Origin of the sequence: Azospirillum tabaci, assembly GCF_014596085.1 — a bacterium.
GTDB lineage: Bacteria > Pseudomonadota > Alphaproteobacteria > Azospirillales > Azospirillaceae > Azospirillum > Azospirillum tabaci.
In genome coordinates, this window is record NZ_JACCJY010000005.1 from 126,371 (window position 1) to 148,997 (window position 22,627).

Consider the following 22,627-nt stretch of genomic DNA (forward strand, 5'->3'; position numbering starts at 1 on the left):
ATACGAGTGCATTACGAAGGATGGGACTTCTCGTTCACAGTATGCAGTCGATGAGGTTAAGGGGAAATGGAGGGTGTTCTTGCACGTATCAGTATCAGCGGCAAAATCTACAGCGTTGTCGCGATCCTGGGAGTGGTGGCTGCCGTCATCGGCGGGGTTGGCTTCATCGGAATGCAAACCTACGACGTCAAGTTCGATCAGGTTCAGAACTGGTCCCGACGGGCGCTGATCAACGAGCAGATCAATGGTCTGATTTACAAGGTCGTCATGGACAGCCGCGGCATTTACGCCGCGGACGGACCGACGGACGCCACGCCCTACGCCAAGAACATTCTCGGTGCCACCAGCGAGCTGGAAAAGCTCATGGGGAACCTGGAGGCCCTGCTGCCCCCGGACAGCAAGGCTGCGTTCCGCGAGGCCCAGCAAACGGCGCGCGCGTTCGTCCTGCACCGCAACGAGGTTGCCCGCCTCGGGATGGAGTCGAGCCCGGACAAGGCGCGCCAACATGGCGACACCACCGAGGGGCGCGCGGTCCGCACCAAGCTGGGCCAGTTCATGGAGGCGGCCTCCGACCGCAACATGCAGGGCATCGAGAAGGCCAACGAGGAGCTGAGCGCTCTGAACAGCCTGATGACGACGCTGATGCTGGCCATCGGCGTCGGCGGCGGCCTCGGCGCGCTGGCGTTGAGCGTCCTGGTCGCGCGCATCGGCATCTCCCGCCCGATCGCCGGGATCACCGACGTCATGGGACGTCTGGCGACGGGCGACACCTCGGTGACGGTGCCGGGCCTCGGCCGTGGCGACGAGATCGGCGGCATGGCCAAGGCCGTGGCGGTCTTCAAGGACAACGCCGTGGACCGCGAGCGCATGAGGGCCGCCGAAGAGGCGGAGCGTCGCGCCAAGGAACGGCGCACCCACGCCGTCGAGGAACTGGTCCAGTCCTTCGACCGGAACGTCTCCGGCATCCTGCGCACCGTGGCCTCCGCCGCCACGGAGTTGGAGGCCACGGCGCAGAGCATGCTGACGACCGCCGACCAGACCAAGGGGCAGGCGGCCAGCACGGCGGCGGCGGCCGAGCAGGCGTCGGTCAACGTGCAGACCGTCGCCGCGGCGACCAACGAGCTGAGCGCGTCGATCAATGAGATCAGCGGGCAGGTGACGCGCTCCACCAGCATCGCCAGCCACGCGGTTGGCGAGGCGCAGCAGACCAACGAGCGCGTCCAGGGCCTCGTCGCGCAGGCGCAGCGGATCGGCGACGTGGTGAAGCTCATCACCGACATCGCCTCTCAGACCAACCTGCTGGCGCTCAACGCCACCATCGAGGCGGCGCGGGCCGGGGAGGCCGGCAAGGGCTTCGCCGTGGTGGCGTCGGAGGTGAAGAACCTCGCCAACCAGACGGCCAAGGCGACGGAGGAGATCGCCTCCCAGATCGCCTCCATGCAGGAGGCCACCGGCGGGGCGGCGGCGGCCATCAACGGGATCGGCGACACCATCGGCACCATCAGCGAGATCGCCACGATCATCGCCTCGGCGGTCGAGGAGCAGGGGTCGGCGACCGGCGAGATCGCCCGCAACGTGCAGCAGGCCGCGCAGGGCACCCATCTGGTGACCACCAACATCACCGAGGTCAGCGACGGCGCCACCCAGACCGGCTCCGCCGCCACCCAGGTTCTGGGCGCCGCCGGCGAACTCTCCCGTCAGTCGGAAGTTCTGCGGACGGAGGTGGAGTCCTTCCTGGCCGGCATCCGCGCCGCGTAAGTGTGTGAAGGGGGTGCGCAAGGGAGCGCGCCCCCGCGCATTCTCATCCTGAACGGACCGAACGGCATTTGCCGGACCGAAATCCCGTTTTTATCGTCACGGCCAATTCGTGTTCGAATGGAGGGTTGACCGTGGCGAAATCCTATCTGGCGTCCTGGAAGAAGGCGAAGGACCGCTTCGAGAAGGCGACGGGCAAGAAGAAGCCCGATCCCAAGAGCCGTTTCGGCAAGCTGTTCAGCAAGATCAGCTCGACCGGCCTGGAGAGCGCGCTGAAGAGCTACGACGCCGCCACGACGGTGAAGGACGCGCAGAAGCACGCTCGCGCCTTCCAATCCGCGGCAAGCGGCTACATCCCCACGCTCGACGCGGCGGGCAAGGCGGCCAAGCAGGACGGCGACGCGGTCTACGCCGAGGCCTGCGCCGACATGGTGGCGTCGCTAAACAAGATCGCCGGCAGCGTCGTGACGGATTTGGAACGGTTCGACGGCCTGCCGAAGACCATCGAAGGCTATTTCAAATCGCCCTACTGGTTCAAGCTGCTGCACAAGGTCGCGAAGCAGGAGATGTCGCTCGAGAACGTCGAGCTGTACGACAAGATCCTGAAAGGCAAGCTGTCGAAGGCGGAACCTGCGGAAGAGGCGTACAAGGAATACGTGGCCGTCCGCTCACCCAAAGAAGTGAACATCGGGTCGGGAACCCGGAGCGCCTGCAAGAAGTGCGCGGATCAGGGCGCTTGGACCGACATGCCTTGGGACAAGGTGGCGAAGGATCTGGGCGTCAACCTGGCCGACACCATCGGCCGCCTGCACAGCGCGCTCGCCAAGGGCGAGATCTGACGGCCGGGGGCGGTTGACGCGGTCAGGTTGACGGGGCGGGCCTCCGCCGTCACTTTGAAGGTTCTTCTTTCCAAGGGACGGCATCGGGAGGCTCCGCCATGTACATCGCCATGAACCGTTTCCGCGTGCGTCCGGACTCGGAGCGGGACTTCGAGGAGGTCTGGCTGAACCGCGAGGTCCATTTGAACAATGTCCCCGGCTTCGTGGAATTCCACATGCTGCGCGGCCCGCGCTACGAGGACCACCGCCTCTACTCCTCCCACACCGTCTGGGAGTCGGAGGCGCATTTCCAGGCCTGGACCCGGTCGGAGGAGTTCCGCGCCGCCCATCGCGGGGCGGGGGACCGCAAGCCGCTCTATCTCGGCCCGCCGCAATTCGAAGGCTTCGAGGTGATCCAGACCGTGGGGCGCGAGGGCTAAGCCGTCGCGCTTGCGGTCAGCCCTTCAGCGCGTCTTCGTCGCCGATCAGGCGATGGGCGATGGCGACGGTGATCAGGCCGGCGAGCAGAAGGCCATACTGCCACAGGCTGGACCAGTCGCCGGTCTGCACGTCGCCCGCCACCGCCTGGACCGGGCGCACGATCAGCTGCCGCAACAGCGTGATCATCGCCACCTCCAGGAAGACCCGCAGGTGGAAGCGGTTGGTCCGTACGTAATCGACCTCCGCGGAGATCAGCGCGGACAGGGTCCAGACGATGAACAGCACGCCGAGCGCGTGCAGGAAGCCATGCGCCAGTTGGTCCTTCTGGAAGGCCGCCCAGGCCTCCACGAAGAACTCCCAGACCACCATGGCGCTCGCCGCGACCAGAGCGATCGCCAGGACGACGTGCAGCAGCCCGTTGAAGGACTTCAGGGCGCGGATCAGGCCCTGTTCGAGAAGCGAGTTGGACGGGGCGCGGGGGAGCGATTGCAGCATCGTGGCTTGTCGCAAGGTCGAAGGGTGCGGGAAGATAGAAGCCCAACCCGGCGGACGCCCCCGCCGTTTTGCCATTGCCGCCATGGGGAAAACGCAAGCATTGCAGCTCAGCGTCAAGTCGCCGCATCAATGGTCCCGGCTTTGCAGGTGGAAAAAAGCGCCGGCCATTGAACTGCGGGCCTGCTTTCGTCTAGGGTCGCTCCGGTCCCTCCGGCTTCGTTCCTTCGAGGGTTTCCCCAGGAGTGAATGGATGCGCGAAACCACCCCCATCACGGTCGCCCGCGGCGACGGCATCGGTCCGGAGATCACCGACGCGGTGCTTCACGTGATGGAGGCCGCCGGCGCCCGCCTGAAGGTGGAGGAGGTGCCGGCGGGGGAGCAGGTCTACCGCCGCGGCCATCTGGGCGGGCTGGACGCCGCCGGCTGGGGGTCGATCCGCCGCACCCGCGTCTTCCTGAAGGGACCGATCACCACGCCCCAGGGCTACGGCAACAAATCGCTGAACGTCACCGCGCGCACCACGCTGGGGCTGTTCGCCAACGTGCGGCCCTGCGTGTCGCACCATCCCTATGTCCGCACGCGGCACCCGCGCATGGACGTGGTCATCATCCGCGAGAACGAGGAGGACCTCTACGCCGGGATCGAGCACCGCCAGACCGACGACGTGATCCAGTCGGTCAAGCTGATCTCCCGGCCGGGGTCGGAGCGCATCGTCCGCTACGCCTTCGACTACGCCCGCGCCAACCACCGGCGCAAGGTGACGGCCTTCGTCAAGGACAACGTCATGAAGATGACGGACGGGCTGTTCCTGAAGATCTTCAACGAGATCGCCGCCGAATATCCGGAGATCAAGGCCGACCACCTGATCGTCGACATCGGCGCCGCCCGTCTGGCCGACCAGCCGGAGCGCTTCGACGTGATCGTGACGCTGAACCTCTACGGCGACATCGTGTCGGACATCGCCGCCCAGATCACCGGCTCGGTCGGGCTGGCCGGGTCCGCCAACATCGGCGACGCCTGCGCCATGTTCGAGGCGATCCACGGCTCGGCGCCGATGATCGCCGGGCAGGGGATCGCCAACCCGTCGGGCCTGCTGATGGCCGCGGTGATGATGCTGGTCCACATCGGGCAGGGCGACGTGGCGGCGCGCATCCACAACGCCTGGCTCAAGACCATCGAGGACGGCGTCCACACGGTGGACATCTTCAACCGCGGGGTCAGCCGCCAGCGCGTCGGCACCCACGCCTTCGCGAACGCGGTGGTGGAGCGGCTGGGCCAGATGCCGGTGACGCTGCCCACCGTCGGCTATGCCGTCACCGCGCGGCCCGCCTATGAATCCGGGGTTCGGCTGTCCCCCCGCCGCAAGGCGGTGAAGGAGCTGGTGGGGGTGGACGTGTTCCTGCATTGGCCGGGCGGCAACCCGGACGAGCTGGCCGGGCTGGTCCTGCCGGTGGGCACCCCGGCGCTGCGCCTGTCCAGCATCTCCAACCGCTCGCAGAAAGTCTGGCCGGAGGGCAACATCGGCGTCTTCTGCACCGACCATTGGCGCTGCCGCTTCCTGGCGCCGGAGGGCGTGGCGGTCGGCCACCCCGACATCGTCGAGCTTCTGTCGGGCCTTGCCCGCGCCGGGCTGGATTTCACCCAGACCGAGAACCTGTGCAACTTCGACGGCAAGTCCGGCTTCTCGGCCACCTGAACCGCGACGCGGTGGAATAATCCTTCTCCGCCGGGCGTCCAGACGGGCAGGACATCCTTCCAAGGGGAGCGCCGCCGCATGCCTCTGCCAAAGCCGCCTCCCGATCCCCCGCCGGCCGCCGGCCCGCCGGCCAACGCCCCGGTGGACGAGCGGGCCATCGCCGCGCAGGTGCCCCGGCTGCGCCGCTACGCCGCCGCGCTGGCCGGCAACCTGTCCGACGCCGACGACCTCGTGCAGGACTGCATCGAGAAGGCGCTGGCCAACCGGCACACGCTGCGGGACGTCACCCGGCTCGCCGGCTGGCTGCTGTCGATCCTGCACAACCTCCATGTCTCCGGCCTGCGCTGGCGCCGCCGCCGCGGGCCGGAGGTGCCGGTGGAGGATCTCGCCAACGATCTGGCGCTCAGCGCCGCCCCCGCCGACCGGGCGGAGGTGCGGGATTTCGTGCGCGCCTTCAGCCAGCTGTCGGAGGAGCACCGGGCCGTGCTTCTGCTGACCGGGCTGGAAGGGCTGTCCTACCGCGAGGCGGCGGAGGTTCTGGGGGTTCCGGTGGGAACCGTCATGTCGCGGCTGGCCCGCGCCCGGGAACGGCTGCGCGTCCTGCTGGACGGCGGGACGGAACAGGCGGTGAGGAGGATCAAGTGATGGACACCGAACCGGACGATCCGGTGACCGAAGCCGACCTGCACGCCTGGTTGGACGGCGAACTGCCGGAGGAACGGCGCGGCGAGGTCGAGCGCCATCTGGCGGGCAACCCCGATCTGGCCCGCCGTTTCGAACGCTACCGTGCCCAGCGGGCGATGCTCCAGGGGGCCTTCGGCCCGCTGATCGACCGCCCGTTGCCGGCGGCTCTGGTGCCGCCCTACGGCCGCGCGCCGGGGTGGCAGGCCATGCGTTCGCGCCGGTCATTCCAGGCGGTGGCCGCCGCGGCGGTCTTGCTGGTCTTCGTCGCCGGTGGGGCCGGGGGCTGGTGGCTGCGCGGCTGGACCGGCGGGGTGGGCGGCGGCGGGGCCGCCTTCGTCGCCGATGCGGTGGCCGCGCACCGGGTCTTCGCGGTGGAGGTCCGCCATCCCGTGGAGGTCGGGGCCGACCAGGAGGCGCATCTCGTGGGGTGGCTGTCCAAACGCCTGGGCAAACCCCTGCAGGCGCCGCGGCTGGCCGGCAAGGGCTATGATCTGGTGGGCGGGCGGCTGCTGTCCGACGCGCGCGGTCCGGCGGCCCAGCTCATGTACCAGGATGCGGCCGGTCGCCGCATCACCCTCTACGTCCGTCCGGCCTCCGACGCGCCGGACACCTCCTTCCGGTTTGCCCAGGACGGCAACGTCCAGGCTTTCTACTGGCGGGACAACGGTTTGGCGTGGGCTGTAACGGGTGACCTCGACCGAGTGACCCTTTCGGCCATAGCCGAGGAGGTGTACGGAGCGTTGAACTCATAACACCCACAGACTTATGCACAGGAATGTTGCGCAAGCCCCCTATCCCTCTATCCGGCCATCTGGTAGGTTGGCCGGCGTTGGGCACAAAATATTGCGCCTTATGGAAAACGGCCGTCTGGTCGGAAGGTATATTGGTTAACCAAGTCACCGGTTACCGGACCACGGGAGACAGGGGATGAGTTGGACGGACGAGCGGGTTCAGCAGCTTAAGGACCTCTGGGCCCAGGGGCTGAGCGCGAGTGAAATCGCGGACATCCTGGGCGACATCACCCGCAACGCGGTGATCGGAAAGGCGCACCGCCTCGGCTTGTCGGGACGCCCGTCGCCGATCAAGAAGAAGCCGACCCGCGGCGCGACGATCCTCGCTTTGACCGAGCGCATGTGCAAATGGCCGGTCGGCGACCCGAAGCACCAGGACTTCCATTTCTGCGGCAAGCCCTCGCTGCCCGGCCTGCCTTATTGCGCCGAGCACGCGGCGGTGGCCTATCAGCCGGCCTCCTCCGGCAAGAAGCGCGACGAGGACCGCAACACCGGCGACCGCAACGTCGGCGCCGCGTAAGTTCCGCCGGATTTCCGGATTTCGGGCGCTCTGCACGCGGGCGCCCGCCCGACACGGCGACTGGAACGGCCACCGGAAGGATCGCTTCTAGACCGTCGCCGAGGTGATCGCCCACCAGCTTCCGGCGATCAGCATCGCCGAGACACCCGCCGCCGCTACGCCCAGACCCAGACCGGCGGCGACCGCCAGACCGTCCTTCACGATCAGCCCCAGCGCGATCACCAGCACCGCCAAACCGGGCAGGGTGTTGCCGAACGGGATGGGCAGAGCGATCAGGACGCCCATCACCAGCACGAAGAGGCCCAGCGGCCGCAGCACGCCGCGATGGGTCAGCGATGGCCAGCGCGTGCGCAGCCGGGCCTCGAGCCGCTCCACCAGCGGTGTTCCCTTTTCCACGATCTTTTCAAGCGTGCCGCGCGCCACACGGCGGCGCCCGATCCAGCCCGGCACCTCCAGACGGTCGCGGCCCACGATCATTTGAATCGCCACCAGCGCCAGCACCGTGCCGAAGATCAGACCCGCCGGCAGCCCCGGCGTCGGAACCACGGCCGGGATCGCCAGCGCCAGCAGCAGAAAACCCGGCGCGCGGTCGCCGAGATGGCCCAGGACCTCCCCCAGCGTCGGCTTGTCGCCGGTCATGCGCCCGTGCAGCCGTTTGAGCAGCGCGGACGCGCGTGCCGGGTCCTTCGTGTCCATGTCCCGTCCCACCTCCCTGTTCCATCGTCGCCGCGTGCATGTGGTGGCGCGGCGGCTCACGGGAAAGGGGGGGCGGGACAAGGCGTGGGGGTCAGTACTCGTCGACCTCGTGCTTCAACGTCACCAGGCGGCCGCTCAGCAACGACAGCATGAGCTGCACCAGCATCTCGTGGACGATCAACGTGTGGTGGTTTCCGCTGTCCTGCATGTGCTGGCGCAGCGCCTCGCGCACCTTCGGCACGCCGGTCACGTCGATCAGCACGTCCACCGCCTCGCCGAGCCGGGCGAGGTCCATGAAGTCGGTCGTCGTGGTGACGCCGCGGTCGCGGGCGAGCCGCATGCCGGGCGCCTCGGCGTCCAGATCGGCGACGCCGAGGATCTCGACGAAGGCAGCGTCCAGAAGCTGCGTCAGCAGGGGCGTTCCGGTTTCGCCGGCGCCGATCACGGCGATGCGGAAGATGTCCTTGGCCATGGGGAAAGTCTCGAATTCCGGTTCATCAGGTCCGCGCCGGCATCGCGCCGCGCGGGCAAGAAAAAAGCGGGGAGCCGAAACTCCCCGCCGCAACCTTACATCGACCGGGCGTCCCGTTTGACCGGGACGCGTCGTCGCACCTGACGCGGAAAGCGCGTTACGCCCAGGCGGCCATCTTCTTCTGCAGGTTCTCGTCCAGCTTGTCGAGGAACTGCTTGGTGGTCAGCCAGGGCTGATCCGGACCGATGAGGATCGCCAGATCCTTGGTCATGAAGCCCGACTCGACGGTCTCGACGCAGACGCGCTCCAGCGTTTCGGCGAACTTCACGACGTCCGGCGTGTTGTCGAACTTGCCGCGGTAGGCGAGGCCCTGCGTCCAGGCGTAGATCGAGGCGATCGGGTTGGTCGAGGTCTCCTTGCCCTTCTGGTGCTCGCGGTAATGGCGGGTCACCGTGCCGTGGGCGGCCTCCGCCTCGACGGTCTTGCCGTCCGGCGTGATCAGCACCGAGGTCATCAGGCCCAGCGAGCCGAAGCCCTGCGCCACGATGTCCGACTGCACGTCGCCGTCGTAGTTCTTGCAGGCCCACACGAAGCCGCCTTCCCACTTCAGGGCCGACGCCACCATGTCGTCGATCAGGCGATGCTCGTAGACGAGGCCCTTGGCCTTGAACTGGGCGGCGTAATGCTCGTCGAACACCTTCTGGAAGATGTCCTTGAAGCGCCCGTCATAGGCCTTGAGGATCGTGTTCTTGGTGGACAGATAGACCGGGTAGCCGCGCTCCAGGCCGTACATGAAGCTGGAGTGGGCGAAGCCCTCGATCGATTCGTCCAGGTTGTACATGCCCATGGCGACGCCGGAGGCGGGGAAATCGTACACCTCGTGCTCGATCGGCTCGCCGCCGCCTTCCGGCACCCACTTGATGGACAGCTTGCCCTTGCCGGGAACGACGAAGTCGGTGGCCTTGTACTGGTCGCCGAAGGCATGACGGCCGATGATGATCGGCTTGGTCCAGCCCGGAACGTAGCGCGGAACGTTGGAGCAGACGATCGGCTCGCGGAAGACGGTGCCGCCCAGGATGTTGCGGATCGTGCCGTTCGGCGACTTCCACATCTTCTTGAGGCTGAACTCCGTCACCCGCGCCTCGTCCGGGGTGATGGTCGCGCACTTGACGCCGACGCCGTACTGCTTGATCGCGTTGGCCGATTCGACCGTCACCCGGTCGTCGGTCTTGTCGCGGTTCTCGATGCCGAGATCGTAGTACTTCAGATCGATGTCGAGATACGGCAGGATCAGCTTGTCCTTGATGAACTGCCAGATGATGCGCGTCATCTCGTCGCCGTCGAGTTCGACGACCGGGTTGGCTACCTTGATCTTCGTCATGGGTGCGAGTTCTCCCCGAACGGGTAGGGGTTGTCTTATGCTTGGACGCCGGGCGCGCTGTGCGAGGGCACGGGCCGGGACGTCCATCCGAAGACGGGCCCCGGTTCCCCGGACGGAAACGGATGGCGGTTATATAGCACCGGGGCACCGCCGAAAGAAAGGACCGCGGGGCATCAAAACAGACGATATCGCGCTGAAAACGGCGCGATTTGCGCGATCTGGTCCTACCACTTGGTCTTTTCAGAGCTTTTGTGTGGGAATCTTCAACGCGGGCTCCGGTTCATAGGCCAGTGCGTCAAACACGTCGTCCACGTCATCGACGACGGTGAACAGCGCACGGTGTGCCGGCTGGGTGAAACCCTGCGCCACCGTATGGTCGATCAGGCCGAGCAGCGGCCGCCAATAGCCGTCCACATCCACGATCACCACCGGCTTGTCGTGCAGGCCCAACTGCTTCCAGGTCAGGATCTCGAACACCTCGTCCAGCGTGCCGAGACCGCCCGGCAGCACGACGAAGGCGTCGGCCCGGTCCACCATCATGCGCTTGCGGGTGTGCATGCTGTCGACGACGTGCAGTTCGGTCAGGCCGGTGTGCTCGATCTCGGCGGACTGGATGTGCTCCGGGATGATGCCGACGACCTGGCCCCCGGCGGCGAGCGCGGCATCGGCGGCGATGCCCATCAGCCCGACGCGCCCGCCGCCGTAGACGAGTTGGATCCCCCGCCGGGCGAGTCCATCGCCCAACATATGGGCGGCCTCCTTGTGGACAGCGGCGACGCGGCTGGATGAGCCGCAATAGACGCAGACGGAATTCGGGGCTTTCATCGCTCACCCTTTCTCGCCGAATGGGTACACGTTCCGGTGACTGTTCCGGTGCGCCCGGCGGGGTCACCTAAAGCAAGGGAATAGCAAAGCCGGGGCGGCGTCTACCCGGACATCGGACTTCAGCCCATCGGGAGGGATCATTATGGATTCGCGCGTCGTCAACGCCTTGGCCGCCATCTCGGTGGCCACGTTCCTGTTCCTCGGCTTCGGCGGCGGGATCGGCTTTCTGTCCAACGGGGGCAAGGCGAACGCGGGCGGGGCCACGACGGTTCAGGCCACGGAAACCAACCTGTCCTCAGCAGACCTGTCCTCCGGCCGCCATTCCGAGACGGTCGCCAAGTTGGAGAAGTGAGTTTGGAGAAGTGAGTGCGGGGACCGTCCCGCCCGGCGGCGCGAAGGCGGTGCGCCGGTCCCGATGCGGCTAGGCGTCTGCTCCATCGGCGGTGTTCAGTTCCACCGCCCTGATCTGCTATCCTTCCGCAGGCCGGCGTGTCCGCCGGCAATGATGCGGCGGTGCTCCGGTGAAGCAAGCTCTCCTGTTCGGCGGTGCGGCGACGGTCGCCGCTGCCGCCGTGGTCGCGTATCTGGCCTTCGACCCCACGCCCGCGCCGGGCTCCCGCGCTGGAGCGGCCGGTTCCGGAACAACCGTCGCGCTGGGCAGCGTGACCCCGGCCAAGCCGCCGGCGACCGCGCCTGCCCCGGCGAAGGCCGCGGAGGAGCCCGCCGGGCCGCGCTTCGACATCGTGCGTGTCGCGCCGGATGGCGCCACCGTGATGGCGGGCCGTGCCACGCCGGGCTCCTCGGTGACCGTCCATGACGGGGAGCGCTCGCTCGGCTCCGTCAACGCGGACGCGCGCGGCGAATGGGTCCTCCTTCCCGACCAGCCCCTGGCCCCCGGCGCCCGTGAACTGAGCCTGTCGGAGAAGACAACCCCCACCGCCGAGCCAACTCCGTCGGAGCGCGTCGTGGTGGTCGTGGTGCCCGACCCGCCACCCGCCACCGGCGGCGCGTCGTCCGAGACTCCCACCGGTCCGCTGGCCGTCGCCGTACCGCGCGGCGGGCTGGGCGACGGGTTGGGCAGCACCGTCCTCCAGGCGCCGAAGGGGCCCGCCGCCCCAGCGACCCGCGGCGTGGCGGCCCCGCCGCCGCCGGGGGGCGTGTCGCTGGAAAGCATGGACTACGACGCGTCGGGTCAGGTCGCCATGGGCGGCCGGGCGCAGCCGGGGAGCGCCGTGCAGCTCTATCTCGACAATCTCCTGGTCGGGAGCGCCCACACCGACCCGAACGGCCAGTGGCGGCTGCGCCCGGAACGCGCCGTGGCGCCGGGCGTCTACACGCTGCGCGCCGACCAGGTGACCGACTCGGGCAAGGTCACAGCCCGCGTCGAGCTGCCGGTTCAGGTGTCGGAGGTTCCGGCCAACCTGCCGGACGGCCGGTCGATGGTCGTCCAGCCCGGCAACAGCCTGTGGCGGATCGCCCGCTCCACCTATGGGCGCGGCGTGCAGTACACGCTGATCTACGAGGCCAACCGCGGACAGATCCGCGACCCGGACCTGATCTATCCCGGTCAGATCTTCGCGCTGCCGGTTTCGAACTGAACCTTACAGATAAGGGGCGAGCAGGCGCAGGAAGGGCCGCGCCTGCTGGAGCGCGACCACGGTCTGGTGGATCAGATCCTCCGGCGTCGCCTGCCCCTCGAACTCGGCTTCGGAGAACAGCAGGATCTTCTGGCCTTCCTGGACGAGGAAGCGCGTTCCCCGCCGGTCCTGGATGCCGCGCAGGATCGCCAGGAGCTGGCGCCGCCGCTCCGGCGACTGGGCGGTGTAGGGGATGTGGCCGATCTCCGCCCACACCTGCGAGCGCGACTTTTCCCCGTCGAAGCCGACGGCGATGCTGAAGGGCAGCCCGTCGGCCATGAAGTGCAGCCGCGCCGGGCGCGGCGGCTGGGCGATGCCCAGCACGCCTTCGGGGGTCATCACGAAGGTGTCGGGGCTGAAGGGCAGGGCGGTCTGCGAGACCTGCGCGAGCGACGGCATGGCCTGGAGGCGGGCGGCGGGAACGGACACTGTGGCTCGCTCATTCCTGTGGTGTCGGTGGCGTGACTCTCCACCTTCCCTGCTAAAATTCTGTAAAGGGCGGGGGATGCTGTCTAGAATGCGCCGCTCCAACGATCCGAGGCTGAAGTAACCGGCGATGTCCGCCCTCAACACCGTAGTCGTTCCGATCCACCGCGCCGGCTGGCCCTTCATCGCCGCCTTCGCCGTGGTCTCCCTGATCCTCGGGCTTGCCGTGGCGAAGCCGCTGGGCTGGCTGGGGCTCGTGCTCACCCTGTGGTGCGTGTATTTCTTCCGCGATCCCGATCGCGTGACGCCGACGCGCCCCGGTCTGCTGGTCAGCCCCGCCGACGGGCGCGTGACCATGATCGTTCCCGCGGTTCCGCCGCCGGAGCTGGGCATGGGCGACAAGCCGCTGACCCGCGTCAGCATCTTCCTGAACGTCTTCAACGTGCACGTCAACCGCGTGCCGGCGGACGGCACGGTGGTGGCGGCGGAGTATCACAAGGGCACCTTCGTGAACGCCGCGCTGGACAAGGCCAGCGAGGAGAACGAGCGCGCCGCCTTCCGCCACCGTCTTCCCGACGGGCGTGAGATTGCCTATGTGCAGATCGCCGGCCTCGTCGCCCGCCGCATCCTCTACTGGGTGAAGGCCGGTCAGGAGGTCAAGGCGGGCGAGCGGTTCGGCCTGATCCGATTCGGCAGCCGCACCGACGTCTATCTGCCGGACGGCGTGGTCCCGCTGGTCTGCGTCGGGCAGACGGCGATCGGCGGTGAGACCGTGCTGGCCGACCTGACCGCCACCGAACCGCAACGGCAGGGGGATGTCCGCCGATGAAGCGACCGGTCTTCAAGCCGGCAGTGTTCCGCAAGCGCCGGGCGCGCCGCCCGCATCCGCGGCTGAAAGGGTTGTCGATCAACCATCTTCTGCCCAACGTGCTGACGGTGCTGGCGCTGTGCTCCGGCCTGACGGCCATCCGCTTCGCCATGCACGAGCGGTGGGAGCAGGCGGTCGTCTGCATCGTCATCGCGGCGATCTTCGACGCGCTGGACGGGCGGATCGCCCGCTTGCTGAACGGGCAGAGCAAGTTCGGCGCGGAGTTGGACAGCCTGTCCGACGTCATCAGCTTCGGCGTGGCCCCTGCCTTCATGATGTATCTGTGGGCGCTGAACGGCGCCGGCAGCCTGGGCTGGATCGCCGCCATGGCCTACGCGGTCTGCGCGGCGTTGCGGCTGGCCCGCTTCAACTCCCGCCTGGACGTGGACCTGCCGCCCTGGGCCTTCAACTATTTCACCGGGGTTCCCGCCCCGGCGGGTGCCGGTCTGGCCGTCCTTCCCATGGTCATCGGCTTCGAAACCGGGCCGGACATCGCCGGTCACCCGGCCGTCGTCGTGCCCTGGACGCTGGCGATGGGCGGGCTGATGGTCAGCACGCTGCCCACCTTCTCCTTCAAGGGCATGCGGGTGCCGACCCAGTATGTGGTGCCAGGTCTGGTCGGCGTCGGCCTGCTCGCCGCCTCGCTGGTCAGCCAGCCCTGGTGGACTCTGGCCTTCCTCGGGCTGGCCTATCTGGCGAGCCTGCCCTTCTCGGTGGCGCAGTTCCGCAAGCTGCAGCAGGCCGCCCAGCTGATGAAGGAGACGGACGAGGTCCCGGCGGAGGAGGTGGTGGCCGCCGCTCCGGACGCGCCGCCCCCGTCGCCTGAGATGGTGTCTGAAAAGACCAGGACGCCGTCGTCCGACTGACGCCGGACGCCCGCCGTCGCCGTCACTCGGCGGCGGCGGGCAGGTCCAGCGGCACGGTCCGTTCGGTCACGGCGACCGTCAGGACCATCGGGATCTGGCGCAGGCAATTGCCGACATGACTCGACTCCGCGGCCACCATGCCGGTCATTTCGACCTCCACGGTCAGCGTCTCGCCCAGCAGGCGGCTGTTCAGTGACAGGGGGACGAGGCCGCGCTTGGCGAACAGTTCCAGCACACGGGGCAGGGTGCCGGGATCGGCGTCGGCCTGCACGGCGAAGCGGACAAGACGGTTCGGATCGGTCGGACGGGATTCGGCGGCGGGCGCCGCCAGCGTGACGGTGGACATGGGTCGCTCTTACCTTGGTCTTGAGTCGATGAGTGCAGGTTCAGACCTGCAGACGCGCGAAAAACCCCGGCTCTCACACGAGAACCGGGCTGCTAATTCGCAGACCCAGGGTAAGGTGACGGTCCATCATGGGCGTCAGGATAGGGCGATGGGCGGCCATGGTCAATGGAGTCAGGAATTTCCCTCTCTCGCCTCCGGGGAGGGACACAAGCGAGTCAACGGGAAACGCGGGTCATGAACGACAACGGCATTCACATCCGCCCGGCCGAGCCGGACGACGCGCCGGACTTGGCGCGGCTGATCGACATGGCCGGCGGCGGCGTCTACGAATTCCTGCTCGACGGGCTGGTGCCCGGCCAGACGGCGGCGGAGATGCTGGTGCCGGGGTTGGCGGGTTCGTCGGGGTCCTTCTCCCACCGCCATTCGGGCGTGGCGGAGGCGGCGGGGCGCATCGTCGGGGTCGCCCACGCCTATCCCGTGGATTGGATCAAGACCCAGGACTACAGTGGACTGCCCCTCGACCGGCTGGCCCATATGGAGGATTTCAACCGGGTGCACGACTGGGGCAGCTACTTCCTGTCGGCGCTGGCCGTCGATCCGGCGTGGCGCCGCCGCGGCATCGCCTCCCGGCTTCTTGCCTGGGTCTATGAACGGGCGCGCCGCGGCCGGTTCGACCGGGTGACGCTGCATGTCTGGGCCGACAACGCCGACGCGCGCCGTCTCTACGCCCGGGAGGGCTTCGCCGAGATCGGACGCGCCGACATCCCCTGGCACGAGCGGCTGCCGCACCAGGGGGGAAGCGTGCTGCTCCGGCGGGCGGTCTAGTTACTTCGCCGCCTTCAGCTGGTCGCGGGTCAGCCAGAAGACCTCGCCGAAGCTGTTGGCGGTCTCCACCCAGAAGAAGTCCAGGTCCGGATATTCGGCCTCCAGGATCTCGCGGCCGGTGCCGAACTCGCAGAGCAGGCCGCCTTCCGGCGTCAGGTGCTTGGGCGCCTCCTTCAGGATGCGGCGCACGATGTCCAGCCCGTCCTCACCCGACGCCAGAGCCATTTCCGGCTCGTGCCGGAACTCCGGCGGCAGGGCGGCCATCGCCTCGGCGTCCACATAGGGCGGGTTGGTGATGATGACGTCGTACTTGCGGTTCTTCAGCGGCGCGAACAGGTCGCCGTGGTGCAGGGCGATGCGGTCCTCGAACCCGCTGTCCGTCACGTTGCGCTTGGCCACCTCCAGCGCGTCGGCGGACAGATCCACCGCGTCCACCTGGGCCTCCGGGAAGATCTGCGCGGCCAGGATGGCGAGGCAGCCGGAGCCGGTGCAGAGGTCGAGAACCCGCTCGACCTCCGTCGGGTCCTCCACCAGCGTGAAGTCGTCGCCGCCGATCAGGTCGGAGAACAGGATCTCCCCGATGTAGGAGCGCGGGACGATCACCCGCTCGTCCACATAGAAGGGAATGCCCTGGATGTAGGCCTTGTTCAGCAGGTAGGAGGCTGGCTTGCGCGTCTCCACGCGGGCGTGCAGCAGGTCGGCGACCTTGCGGCGCTCCGCCAGGGTCAGCCGGGCGTCCACATAGGGGTCGAGCTGGTCGATGGGCAGGCTCAGCCCTTCCAGCACCATGAACACCGCCTCGTCATGGGCGTTGGTGGTGCCGTGGCCGTAGTCCAGATCGGCCTCGTTGAAGCGGCTGACGCCGTAGCGGATCAGGTCGCGGACGGTGCGCAGCTCGGTCGCCGCGTCGGCGGGGGTGAGGTCCAGGGAGGGCTTGGTCACTTACAGGATCTCCAGAACGCTTTCCGGCGGACGGCCCACGCGGGCCTTGTCGCCCGTGACGACGATGGGCCGCTCGATGGCGGCGGGGTTGGCGGACAATGCGTCGATCAGGGCGTCGCCGTCGAGATCCTTGGCGATCCCGGCCTCCGCCGCCTCCTTGGCGCGCAGGATCTCGCGCGGACCCTTGCCCAGCTTGCCCAGAATGGCCTTCAGCTCCGCCGGGCCGGGCGGGGTCTTCAAATACTCCACGACGGTGGGCTCGACTCCCCTGGACCTCAGAAGCTCCAGCGTCTGGCGCGACTTGGTGCAGCGCGGGTTGTGGTAGATGGTGACGTCGCTCATCGCGGTGTTTCCCTCGCTCTTCCCAGCCATGGCTTTGTCGGTGGCAGGAATACACCCGCCCCGCGCGCCGCGCCAACCCGCCATGCGGAATGGCGGCGGCAGCGCAACATCCCTCGCGTGACAAGGCCGGCGCTTGGCATTACCTTGCGCGCTCGCATTATTGGCGGCCCACCGCGTGCGGGGCCAATCATTTGAACGGATGCCAGCCGTGACGAAGCTCTCGCTCTCCAAAGACAAGATCAACATCCTGCTGCTTGAAGGCGTTCACGACAACGCCATCAACGAGCTGGCGCATGGTGGTTACGCCACCGTGGAGCGTCTGCCGCACGCGCTGGACGAATCGGAGCTGCTGGAGCGCATCGGGTCCGTCCACATGCTGGGCATCCGCTCGCGCACCCATCTGACCGCCAAGGTGCTGGAGGCCGCGACCCGCCTGTTCAGCGTCGGCTGCTTCTGCATCGGCACGAATCAGGTCGATCTGAAGGCCGCCCGCCGACTCGGCATCCCGGTCTTCAACGCGCCCTATTCGAACACCCGGTCGGTGGCGGAGCTGGTGATCGGCGAGATCATCATGCTGATGCGCGGCATCTTCTCGAAGTCGAACCTCGTGCATGGCGGCGGCTGGATGAAGTCGGCCAAGGACAGCTACGAGATCCGCGGCAAGACGCTGGGCATCGTCGGCTACGGCCACATCGGCACGCAGGTGTCGATCATGGCCGAATCGATGGGCATGAAGGTCCGCTACTACGACGTCGTGAACAAGCTGGCGCTCGGCAACGCGCAGCCCTGCCACTCGCTGGAGGAGTTGCTGGCGGTGTCCGACGTGGTGACGCTGCACGTCCCCGACACGCCGCAGACCCGCGACATGATCGGCGAGGCGCAGATCCGCGCCATGAAGAAGGGCGCCCACCTGATCAACGCCGCCCGCGGCAAGGTCGTGGTGATCGAGGCGCTGGCCGCCGCCCTGAGAGACAAGCATCTGCTGGGTGCCGCCATCGACGTGTTCCCGAAGGAGCCGGGCGGCGACAAGGAGGTGTTCGAGAGCGCGCTGCGCGGGCTCGACAACGTCATCCTGACCCCGCACATCGGCGGCTCGACGATGGAGGCGCAGGCCAACATCGGCACCGAGGTGTCGCAGAAGCTGATCGAGTATTCGGACAACGGATCGACCATGGGGGCCGTGAACTTCCCGCAGGTCGGCCTGCCGGTGGTCCACGCCGGCAGCACCCGCTTCCTGCACGTTCACGAGAACCGTCCGGGCGTGCTGCGCAAGATCAACGAGGTCTTCTCGGGCCGCAACCTGAACATCGCCGCGCAGTATCTCCAGACCGACCCGGAGCTGGGCTACGTCGTGGTGGACGTCGACGGCGACGTGGACGAGAACGAGGTGGCGAGCGACCTGCGCGCCATCGAGGGCACGCTGAAGGCCCGCTTCCTCTATCCGGGCAAGCGCTGAGGTCTGGCGTTGCGGCCCTTGCCGTTGGCGGGGGCCGCACCGACATAGGCGGAATGATGCTCCGCCCGTTTCGACCGCGTGTGCGCGCCGGCCTCCTGACCCTCCTGTGCCTGGGTGGGGGAGGGCTCGGCTTTTCCGCGCCCGCGCCCGCGGCCGCGCAAACCGCGACGGCCCAGGGCGGGGTCGCCGCCTGTCCGGACTTCGCGCCGGCCCGCGTGGTCCTGGACCTGCAGATCGCCCCGCTGCGCACCGATTACAGCCAATCGATCCGGCAGCTGGCCCAGAAGCCGGGGCGGCGGCCCGTCGCGGGGCGGATTGCCAATTCCCACACGCTGGGGCTGGCGGCCATCCAATACAATCAACAATGGCAGGCCGGCGTCATGACGGCGTCGCTGGGGCAGGGCCGCTATTGCGGCGCGGCGCAGACCCTGACCGTCACCTTCGGCTATGACGAGCGGACCGTCTATGTGGCCCGCGAGCTGCCGCAGGGCAGTTGCATCCATGGCGAGGTGCTGGCCCACGAGATGCGCCACGTCACGGTGGACGAGCAGCTCCTGCGCGAGTATGTGCCGGTCCTGAAGCGCCGGCTGGAGGATGTGGTCGGCCGCGCCCGCCCCGCTCAGGGGCGCTCCGAACGGCAGGTGATGGCGGCGATCGAGCAGCCGATCAAGGCGGCGATGCGCCAGTTGATGGAGGAGTTCGGGCGCGAACGGAACGCGCGTCAGGCCCGCATCGACACCCCCGCCGAATACGAGCGCATCAGCCAGTCCTGCAACGGCGAGATCAACCGCTACCTCGGGCGCGTGTGATCCCAAGCCTGATCCATTGAATGCCGCGTCACCGCCGGCGCCCGCGTCCGGAGGCGTGGCGGTCGATGAATTCCGGCGGCTTGCGGGACACCCAGCGCAGGAAGGCGGCGATGTCCGGGTGGGCACGCAGGCTGGCGATGGTGTGGTAGTGGTCGCGCAGTTCCGCCTCGCTCAACACCGCGTGAATCTTGGCGTGGCAGATGCGGTGCATGGTCACCGTGTCCCGTCCGCCGTAGGTGCGCGGGATCAGGTGGTGCTCGTTCAGGCTGGGGCCGGGCACCATCGGGCGGCCGCAGAGCGGGCAAGGCGGATGGAACAAGGGCGGATGGGACGGGTCGGGCGGCGGCATGGAGCGTCCGGGCGGGCGGCGGGCGTCAGCCGGGAGGCGCCGCGGGCAGGGCGGCCCGGATGCGGGTGACCAGCTCGTCGGCCTGATAGGGCTTCTGCAGGATGGGAAGCCCGTCGAGCGCCGAGGCCCGCTGAATCTCGGCGTAGCCGGTGACCATCAGGACCGGCAGGCCGGGGCGCCGGGCGCGCAACTCCTGCACCAGCTCCAACCCCGTCATGCCGGGCATCGCGTAATCGGTCAGCACGAGGTCCACCTCCGGTTCGCGGGCGAAGGCATCCAGCGCTTCGGGACCGCTGGACGCCTCCATGATGCGGAAACCGGACTGCTCCAGAACCGTCGCGGTCGCCATGCGGACCAGCGCCTCATCCTCCACCAGCAGGATGGTGGCGGGGCGGGGCGGGGATTGGACGGCGGGCGGCGGTTCGGCACTTTGGTTCGCGTGCTCTTCGGTGTCGGCCCGCGGCAGATAGAGCGTCACCGTCGTGCCGGTGCCCAGCCGGGTCGTCAGGACCACCGTCCCGCCGGATTGCGCGGCCAGACCGTGCACCATCGACAGGCCCAGGCCGGTGCCGTGCCCGACGCCCTTCGTCGTGAAGAAGGGCTCGAAGGCGCGCGCCGCCGTCTCCTCGCTCATCCCGCTGCCGGTGTCGGTGACGGCGATGCACACGCAGTCCCCGGCGGCGAGATCGAGGGGGCGTCCCTCCGCGTCGTCCGGGCAGTTGTGGGTCCGGATGGTCAGGGTGCCGCCCGCCGCCATGGCGTCCCGCGCGTTGATGGCGAGGTTGAGGACGGCCATTTCGAGCTGGTTCGGGTCCACCCGCGCCGGCCACAGGTTGGGGGCCGTCTCCGTCACGATGCGCGTGGTGCCGCCCAGCGTGCGTTCCAGCAGCCCGCCCATGCCGGTGACGAGGGCGCCGACGTCGACCGTCTTCGGCTCCAGCCGCTGCCGGCGGGAGAAGGCCAGGAGATGCTGGGTCAGGGTGGCGCCGCGCTCCACCGCCTTCTCCGCCATGTCCAGGGCCTGAGGATGAGTGGCCCCACCGCCTTCGCCGGTGGCGCGCAGAAGGTAGAGCGAAGTCCCGATGGCCTGGAGCAGGTTGTTGAAGTCGTGGGCGATGCCGCCGGTGAGCTGGCCGATCGCCTCCATCTTGCGGGCCTGGTGCAGCGTCTCCTCGATCTCGCGCAGGGCTTGGCCGGTGCGCTCCCGCTCCTCGACGTCGCGGGCGACGTGATAGGCGCCGATGCGCCGCCCGCTGGAGTCCAGGATGGTGCCGAAGGCCAGTTCGTAGCGCTTGCGCTGCAGGGTGGGGTCGCCCAGCTCCTCCACGATGGTGAAGCGCTCCCCGCCGAGGGCGCGGTTCCACAGGGACTCCGTGGTGACCTGAGCGGTGGGCAGATGCTCCATCATCTCCAGCAGGCGCTGGCCGATGGCCGGGCGGTGGCCGTACAGCGCTTCGACCTCCCGCTGGTAGGCACCGTTGAAGAGGATGTAGCGGCACTCCTGATCCACCGCGACGATCAGATCGGTGGAGCTTTCGATGATCGCGGCGAACAGGCGGCGGTCGGAGGCGTGGCGGTCCACCAGCTCGCCCAACCGCATTTCATGGGCACGCCGCCGCTCCGTCACGTCCTCCAGGATGCCGACGGCGCGGGTGGTGCCGTCCGGGTCGGTCAGGCAGGAGCCGCGCATGGCCAGCCAGCGCACCTGCCCATCGGGCGAGCCGACGGGAAATTCCGCCTCCAACTCGCCCTTCGACGGATCGTCGCGGAAGAGGGCGGCGCGGATGACGTTGCGGTGGTCCGCCGCGACGTTGCGAATCCAGGATTCGACCGAGGCGCCGTCGAGCACCGGAACGCCCAGGAGGGCGGCGGTGTGGTCCGACCCATGGAAGCGGCGGCTGCGCGTGTCGAAGCGCCAGACGCCCAGCCCGACAACCTCCATGACCAGCCGCTGCTGCGCCTCGCTGTCGCGCAGGCGGCGGGCCGCCCGGTTCAGCGCGCCGGCCACCGCGTTGACCTCGCGGATCGGTGCGGGGGCGGTCATCACCAGCGCGGCGTGCGGGCCGTCGCGCCCAAGCGCCAGGGCGGAGACGGCCAACGCGGCGACCGGATCGGCGATGCGCCGCCCGACCGCCAACGCCATCGCCAGACTGACCAGCAGCAGGATGCCGCCACCGCACAACACCAGCGTCACCGAGCGGCGCATGGGCTCGGCGATCCGCGCCTGCGGGACGCTGACGGCGACGGTCCAGCCCGACAGCTCGGACCGGGCGAAGGCGTTGAACAGCGGCGTACCGTCGCGTCCCACGACGGCGAAAGTCCCGGAACCGGCCGAGGCGGTCCGGCGGAACACCTCCGCGGGGATCGGTGTGCCGGTGAAGGTGTCGTGCGAGGCGGTGCGGGTGATGACGACGCCCTGCCGGTCCCACAGGGCGGCGACCCATCCTTCCGGAAGGCTCTGCTGGCGCAGCACCTCAATGAACATCTCGGTCGGGATGCTCATGGCAAGCACATGTTCCGAGGGTCCATTCCGCGTGATCGGCAACGCGACGGCGACCAGGGGGCGTTGGGCGACGACGCCCGTGAAGATTTCGGAAATCTGGGTCTGACCGCTGTCCGCTGTCCGCCGGACGAGCCCGGTCACCGCGGTTCGGGGAAGCGGCTCCCCGAACGGGCGGCGCGTGTTGATCAGCTGCTGGCCCTGGGCGTTGCTCAGCACGATGTGGACGCCCGCGCGCCGGGAGCCCTTGTGCTGAAGCACCTCGGTCGCCTGCCGGTGGAAGGCGGCGAGATCGCCCTTCGCCAAGTAAGGGGAGGTGGTGAGAACCTGGAGCGCCGTCTCCATCGCCATGAGTTCGCGGTCGATGGCGACGGCCAGCGTCCGCGCCAGATCCTGGCCCGACCGCTCGATCGCGGCGCTCTGCGTCTCGGCCATGCGGAAGACCGTCCAGCCGGCGAATCCCAGCATCGGCAGCAGCGCCGCCATGACCAGCAGCACCAGTCCGGTGCGGAGCGACAGCCCGCCGGCCTGGGGCTGGTCGTCGCCCGCCACGCCATCGTTCACGGCAGGTGCGTTGTCATCCTGAGCGTGCAGAGGCAAGGGATGTCATGCTCCGGTATGCATGGCGAGGGACGTGTCCGTAACCATCGCAGAGTCCGGCAGCAAAGGACACACCTTTGACGGAGC

Annotated in this window: 25 protein-coding genes; 14 read left to right on the forward strand and 11 right to left on the reverse strand. The window is 68.5% G+C overall.

Translation table 11 applies throughout. From position 1 onward, the window contains the following. The first annotated feature begins 66 nt into the window (after window positions 1–66). From H0B54_RS08750 to hmuQ, 3 genes are all read left to right on the forward strand, one after another. On the forward strand, window positions 67–1,758 hold the full coding sequence (locus H0B54_RS08750; protein ID WP_188259983.1) for a methyl-accepting chemotaxis protein: 1,692 nt from the start codon (window positions 67–69) through the stop codon (window positions 1,756–1,758). Window positions 1,759–1,889: 131 nt separating this feature from the next. After that, window positions 1,890–2,594, forward strand: a complete 705-nt coding sequence (locus H0B54_RS08755) for a regulator of G-protein signaling domain-containing protein (RefSeq protein WP_188259984.1) — start codon at window positions 1,890–1,892, stop codon at window positions 2,592–2,594. A gap of 98 nt (window positions 2,595–2,692) precedes the next feature. Beyond that, window positions 2,693–3,013, forward strand: a complete 321-nt coding sequence (hmuQ, locus tag H0B54_RS08760; protein ID WP_188259985.1) for a heme-degrading protein HmuQ — start codon at window positions 2,693–2,695, stop codon at window positions 3,011–3,013. A 16-nt stretch (window positions 3,014–3,029) separates the two neighbouring features. On the opposite strand, the gene H0B54_RS08765 is transcribed toward hmuQ, so the two are convergent. Then, on the reverse strand, window positions 3,030–3,509 hold the full coding sequence (locus H0B54_RS08765; RefSeq protein ID WP_014240946.1) for a phosphate-starvation-inducible PsiE family protein: 480 nt from the start codon (window positions 3,507–3,509) through the stop codon (window positions 3,030–3,032). A 250-nt stretch (window positions 3,510–3,759) separates the two neighbouring features. Here H0B54_RS08765 and H0B54_RS08770 point away from each other — a divergent pair, with 250 nt between their 5' ends. The 4 genes from H0B54_RS08770 to H0B54_RS08785 all read left to right on the forward strand — a co-directional run bounded on the left by H0B54_RS08770 (window position 3,760) and on the right by H0B54_RS08785 (window position 7,200). Then, on the forward strand, window positions 3,760–5,205 hold the full coding sequence (locus H0B54_RS08770) for an NADP-dependent isocitrate dehydrogenase (protein WP_094302972.1): 1,446 nt from the start codon (window positions 3,760–3,762) through the stop codon (window positions 5,203–5,205). 78 nt (window positions 5,206–5,283) lie between these two features. Next, complete coding sequence (locus H0B54_RS08775) at window positions 5,284–5,850, forward strand: RNA polymerase sigma factor (protein WP_246472412.1); 567 nt, start codon at window positions 5,284–5,286, stop codon at window positions 5,848–5,850. Next, window positions 5,850–6,641 (forward strand): anti-sigma factor family protein, encoded by a 792-nt coding sequence (locus H0B54_RS08780; protein ID WP_188259986.1) that lies wholly within the window; start codon window positions 5,850–5,852, stop codon window positions 6,639–6,641. The genes H0B54_RS08775 and H0B54_RS08780 overlap by 1 nt, the downstream gene beginning before the upstream one ends. Window positions 6,642–6,816: 175 nt before the next feature. Continuing rightward, window positions 6,817–7,200: a GcrA family cell cycle regulator gene (locus H0B54_RS08785; RefSeq protein WP_094302970.1), complete on the forward strand. Its 384-nt coding sequence runs from the start codon at window positions 6,817–6,819 to the stop codon at window positions 7,198–7,200. 87 nt (window positions 7,201–7,287) lie between these two features. Here H0B54_RS08785 and H0B54_RS08790 read toward each other — a convergent pair whose 3' ends face one another. The 4 genes from H0B54_RS08790 to H0B54_RS08805 form a co-directional block, all read right to left on the reverse strand. Continuing rightward, window positions 7,288–7,896, reverse strand: coding sequence for an exopolysaccharide biosynthesis protein (locus H0B54_RS08790; RefSeq protein ID WP_188259987.1), 609 nt, complete (start codon window positions 7,894–7,896; stop codon window positions 7,288–7,290). Between the two features lie 91 nt (window positions 7,897–7,987). Then, window positions 7,988–8,368, reverse strand: a complete 381-nt coding sequence (locus tag H0B54_RS08795) for an oxidoreductase (protein WP_188259988.1) — start codon at window positions 8,366–8,368, stop codon at window positions 7,988–7,990. A 157-nt stretch (window positions 8,369–8,525) separates the two neighbouring features. Next, on the reverse strand, window positions 8,526–9,749 hold the full coding sequence (locus H0B54_RS08800; RefSeq protein ID WP_094302967.1) for an NADP-dependent isocitrate dehydrogenase: 1,224 nt from the start codon (window positions 9,747–9,749) through the stop codon (window positions 8,526–8,528). A gap of 240 nt (window positions 9,750–9,989) precedes the next feature. Further along, on the reverse strand, window positions 9,990–10,574 hold the full coding sequence (locus tag H0B54_RS08805; RefSeq protein WP_094302966.1) for an LOG family protein: 585 nt from the start codon (window positions 10,572–10,574) through the stop codon (window positions 9,990–9,992). A 142-nt stretch (window positions 10,575–10,716) separates the two neighbouring features. On the opposite strand from H0B54_RS08805, the gene H0B54_RS08810 reads away from it, so the two are divergent. Both H0B54_RS08810 and H0B54_RS08815 read left to right on the forward strand, forming a co-directional pair. Then, complete coding sequence (locus tag H0B54_RS08810) at window positions 10,717–10,926, forward strand: hypothetical protein (RefSeq protein ID WP_094302965.1); 210 nt, start codon at window positions 10,717–10,719, stop codon at window positions 10,924–10,926. 169 nt (window positions 10,927–11,095) lie between these two features. Next, window positions 11,096–12,172, forward strand: a complete 1,077-nt coding sequence (locus H0B54_RS08815; protein WP_188259989.1) for a LysM peptidoglycan-binding domain-containing protein — start codon at window positions 11,096–11,098, stop codon at window positions 12,170–12,172. Between the two features lie 3 nt (window positions 12,173–12,175). Here H0B54_RS08815 and H0B54_RS08820 read toward each other — a convergent pair whose 3' ends face one another. Continuing rightward, a complete protein-coding gene (locus H0B54_RS08820; protein ID WP_014240935.1) occupies window positions 12,176–12,640 on the reverse strand; it encodes a hypothetical protein in 465 nt (154 codons plus the stop codon). A 127-nt stretch (window positions 12,641–12,767) separates the two neighbouring features. On the opposite strand from H0B54_RS08820, the gene H0B54_RS08825 reads away from it, so the two are divergent. Beyond that, a complete protein-coding gene (locus tag H0B54_RS08825) occupies window positions 12,768–13,466 on the forward strand; it encodes a phosphatidylserine decarboxylase (protein WP_014240934.1) in 699 nt (232 codons plus the stop codon). Then, window positions 13,463–14,371: a CDP-diacylglycerol--serine O-phosphatidyltransferase gene (pssA, locus tag H0B54_RS08830; protein WP_188259990.1), complete on the forward strand. Its 909-nt coding sequence runs from the start codon at window positions 13,463–13,465 to the stop codon at window positions 14,369–14,371. The genes H0B54_RS08825 and pssA overlap by 4 nt, the downstream gene beginning before the upstream one ends. 22 nt (window positions 14,372–14,393) lie before the next feature. Here pssA and H0B54_RS08835 read toward each other — a convergent pair whose 3' ends face one another. Beyond that, on the reverse strand, window positions 14,394–14,717 hold the full coding sequence (locus tag H0B54_RS08835; RefSeq protein ID WP_145626416.1) for a hypothetical protein: 324 nt from the start codon (window positions 14,715–14,717) through the stop codon (window positions 14,394–14,396). Window positions 14,718–14,951: 234 nt separating this feature from the next. On the opposite strand from H0B54_RS08835, the gene H0B54_RS08840 reads away from it, so the two are divergent. After that, the gene (locus H0B54_RS08840; protein ID WP_188259991.1) at window positions 14,952–15,542 is read left to right on the forward strand and encodes a GNAT family N-acetyltransferase; all 591 of its coding nucleotides are present in this window, start codon (window positions 14,952–14,954) and stop codon (window positions 15,540–15,542) included. Here H0B54_RS08840 and prmB read toward each other — a convergent pair whose 3' ends face one another. Next, the gene (gene prmB, locus H0B54_RS08845) at window positions 15,543–16,484 is read right to left on the reverse strand and encodes a 50S ribosomal protein L3 N(5)-glutamine methyltransferase (protein ID WP_188259992.1); all 942 of its coding nucleotides are present in this window, start codon (window positions 16,482–16,484) and stop codon (window positions 15,543–15,545) included. Beyond that, window positions 16,485–16,826 carry an arsenate reductase (glutaredoxin) gene (arsC, locus tag H0B54_RS08850; RefSeq protein WP_094302959.1) on the reverse strand — a complete coding sequence of 114 codons (342 nt, stop codon included), beginning with the start codon at window positions 16,824–16,826 and terminating at the stop codon, window positions 16,485–16,487. Between the two features lie 208 nt (window positions 16,827–17,034). Between arsC and serA the strand changes: the two genes are divergently transcribed. Together serA and H0B54_RS08860 are read left to right on the forward strand one after the other, a co-directional pair. Further along, entirely contained in the window at window positions 17,035–18,282 is a 1,248-nt protein-coding gene (gene serA / locus H0B54_RS08855) for a phosphoglycerate dehydrogenase (RefSeq protein ID WP_094302958.1), read from the forward strand. 80 nt (window positions 18,283–18,362) lie between these two features. Continuing rightward, on the forward strand, window positions 18,363–19,091 hold the full coding sequence (locus H0B54_RS08860) for a hypothetical protein (RefSeq protein WP_188259993.1): 729 nt from the start codon (window positions 18,363–18,365) through the stop codon (window positions 19,089–19,091). Between the two features lie 28 nt (window positions 19,092–19,119). Here the strand turns inward: H0B54_RS08860 and H0B54_RS08865 are convergent, their stop codons facing one another. Beyond that, on the reverse strand, window positions 19,120–19,440 hold the full coding sequence (locus H0B54_RS08865) for an HNH endonuclease (protein ID WP_246472413.1): 321 nt from the start codon (window positions 19,438–19,440) through the stop codon (window positions 19,120–19,122). Between the two features lie 25 nt (window positions 19,441–19,465). Then, window positions 19,466–22,504, reverse strand: a complete 3,039-nt coding sequence (locus H0B54_RS08870; protein ID WP_188259994.1) for a response regulator — start codon at window positions 22,502–22,504, stop codon at window positions 19,466–19,468. Window positions 22,505–22,627 lie beyond the last annotated feature (123 nt).

Coding starts and splice junctions, on each gene's coding strand:
- H0B54_RS08770 (WP_094302972.1), top strand. CDS start 3,760: ATGCGCGAAACCACCCCCATCACGGTCGCCCGCGGCGACGGCATCGGT.
- H0B54_RS08810 (WP_094302965.1), top strand. CDS start 10,717: ATGGATTCGCGCGTCGTCAACGCCTTGGCCGCCATCTCGGTGGCCACG.
- H0B54_RS08750 (WP_188259983.1), top strand. CDS start 67: ATGGAGGGTGTTCTTGCACGTATCAGTATCAGCGGCAAAATCTACAGC.
- H0B54_RS08865 (WP_246472413.1), bottom strand. CDS start 19,440: ATGCCGCCGCCCGACCCGTCCCATCCGCCCTTGTTCCATCCGCCTTGC.
- H0B54_RS08785 (WP_094302970.1), top strand. CDS start 6,817: ATGAGTTGGACGGACGAGCGGGTTCAGCAGCTTAAGGACCTCTGGGCC.
- H0B54_RS08780 (WP_188259986.1), top strand. CDS start 5,850: ATGGACACCGAACCGGACGATCCGGTGACCGAAGCCGACCTGCACGCC.
- H0B54_RS08775 (WP_246472412.1), top strand. CDS start 5,284: ATGCCTCTGCCAAAGCCGCCTCCCGATCCCCCGCCGGCCGCCGGCCCG.
- H0B54_RS08765 (WP_014240946.1), bottom strand. CDS start 3,509: ATGCTGCAATCGCTCCCCCGCGCCCCGTCCAACTCGCTTCTCGAACAG.
- hmuQ (WP_188259985.1), top strand. CDS start 2,693: ATGTACATCGCCATGAACCGTTTCCGCGTGCGTCCGGACTCGGAGCGG.
- H0B54_RS08825 (WP_014240934.1), top strand. CDS start 12,768: ATGTCCGCCCTCAACACCGTAGTCGTTCCGATCCACCGCGCCGGCTGG.
- H0B54_RS08805 (WP_094302966.1), bottom strand. CDS start 10,574: ATGAAAGCCCCGAATTCCGTCTGCGTCTATTGCGGCTCATCCAGCCGC.
- H0B54_RS08790 (WP_188259987.1), bottom strand. CDS start 7,896: ATGGACACGAAGGACCCGGCACGCGCGTCCGCGCTGCTCAAACGGCTG.
- pssA (WP_188259990.1), top strand. CDS start 13,463: ATGAAGCGACCGGTCTTCAAGCCGGCAGTGTTCCGCAAGCGCCGGGCG.
- H0B54_RS08795 (WP_188259988.1), bottom strand. CDS start 8,368: ATGGCCAAGGACATCTTCCGCATCGCCGTGATCGGCGCCGGCGAAACC.
- H0B54_RS08840 (WP_188259991.1), top strand. CDS start 14,952: ATGAACGACAACGGCATTCACATCCGCCCGGCCGAGCCGGACGACGCG.
- H0B54_RS08835 (WP_145626416.1), bottom strand. CDS start 14,717: ATGTCCACCGTCACGCTGGCGGCGCCCGCCGCCGAATCCCGTCCGACC.
- H0B54_RS08800 (WP_094302967.1), bottom strand. CDS start 9,749: ATGACGAAGATCAAGGTAGCCAACCCGGTCGTCGAACTCGACGGCGAC.
- arsC (WP_094302959.1), bottom strand. CDS start 16,826: ATGAGCGACGTCACCATCTACCACAACCCGCGCTGCACCAAGTCGCGC.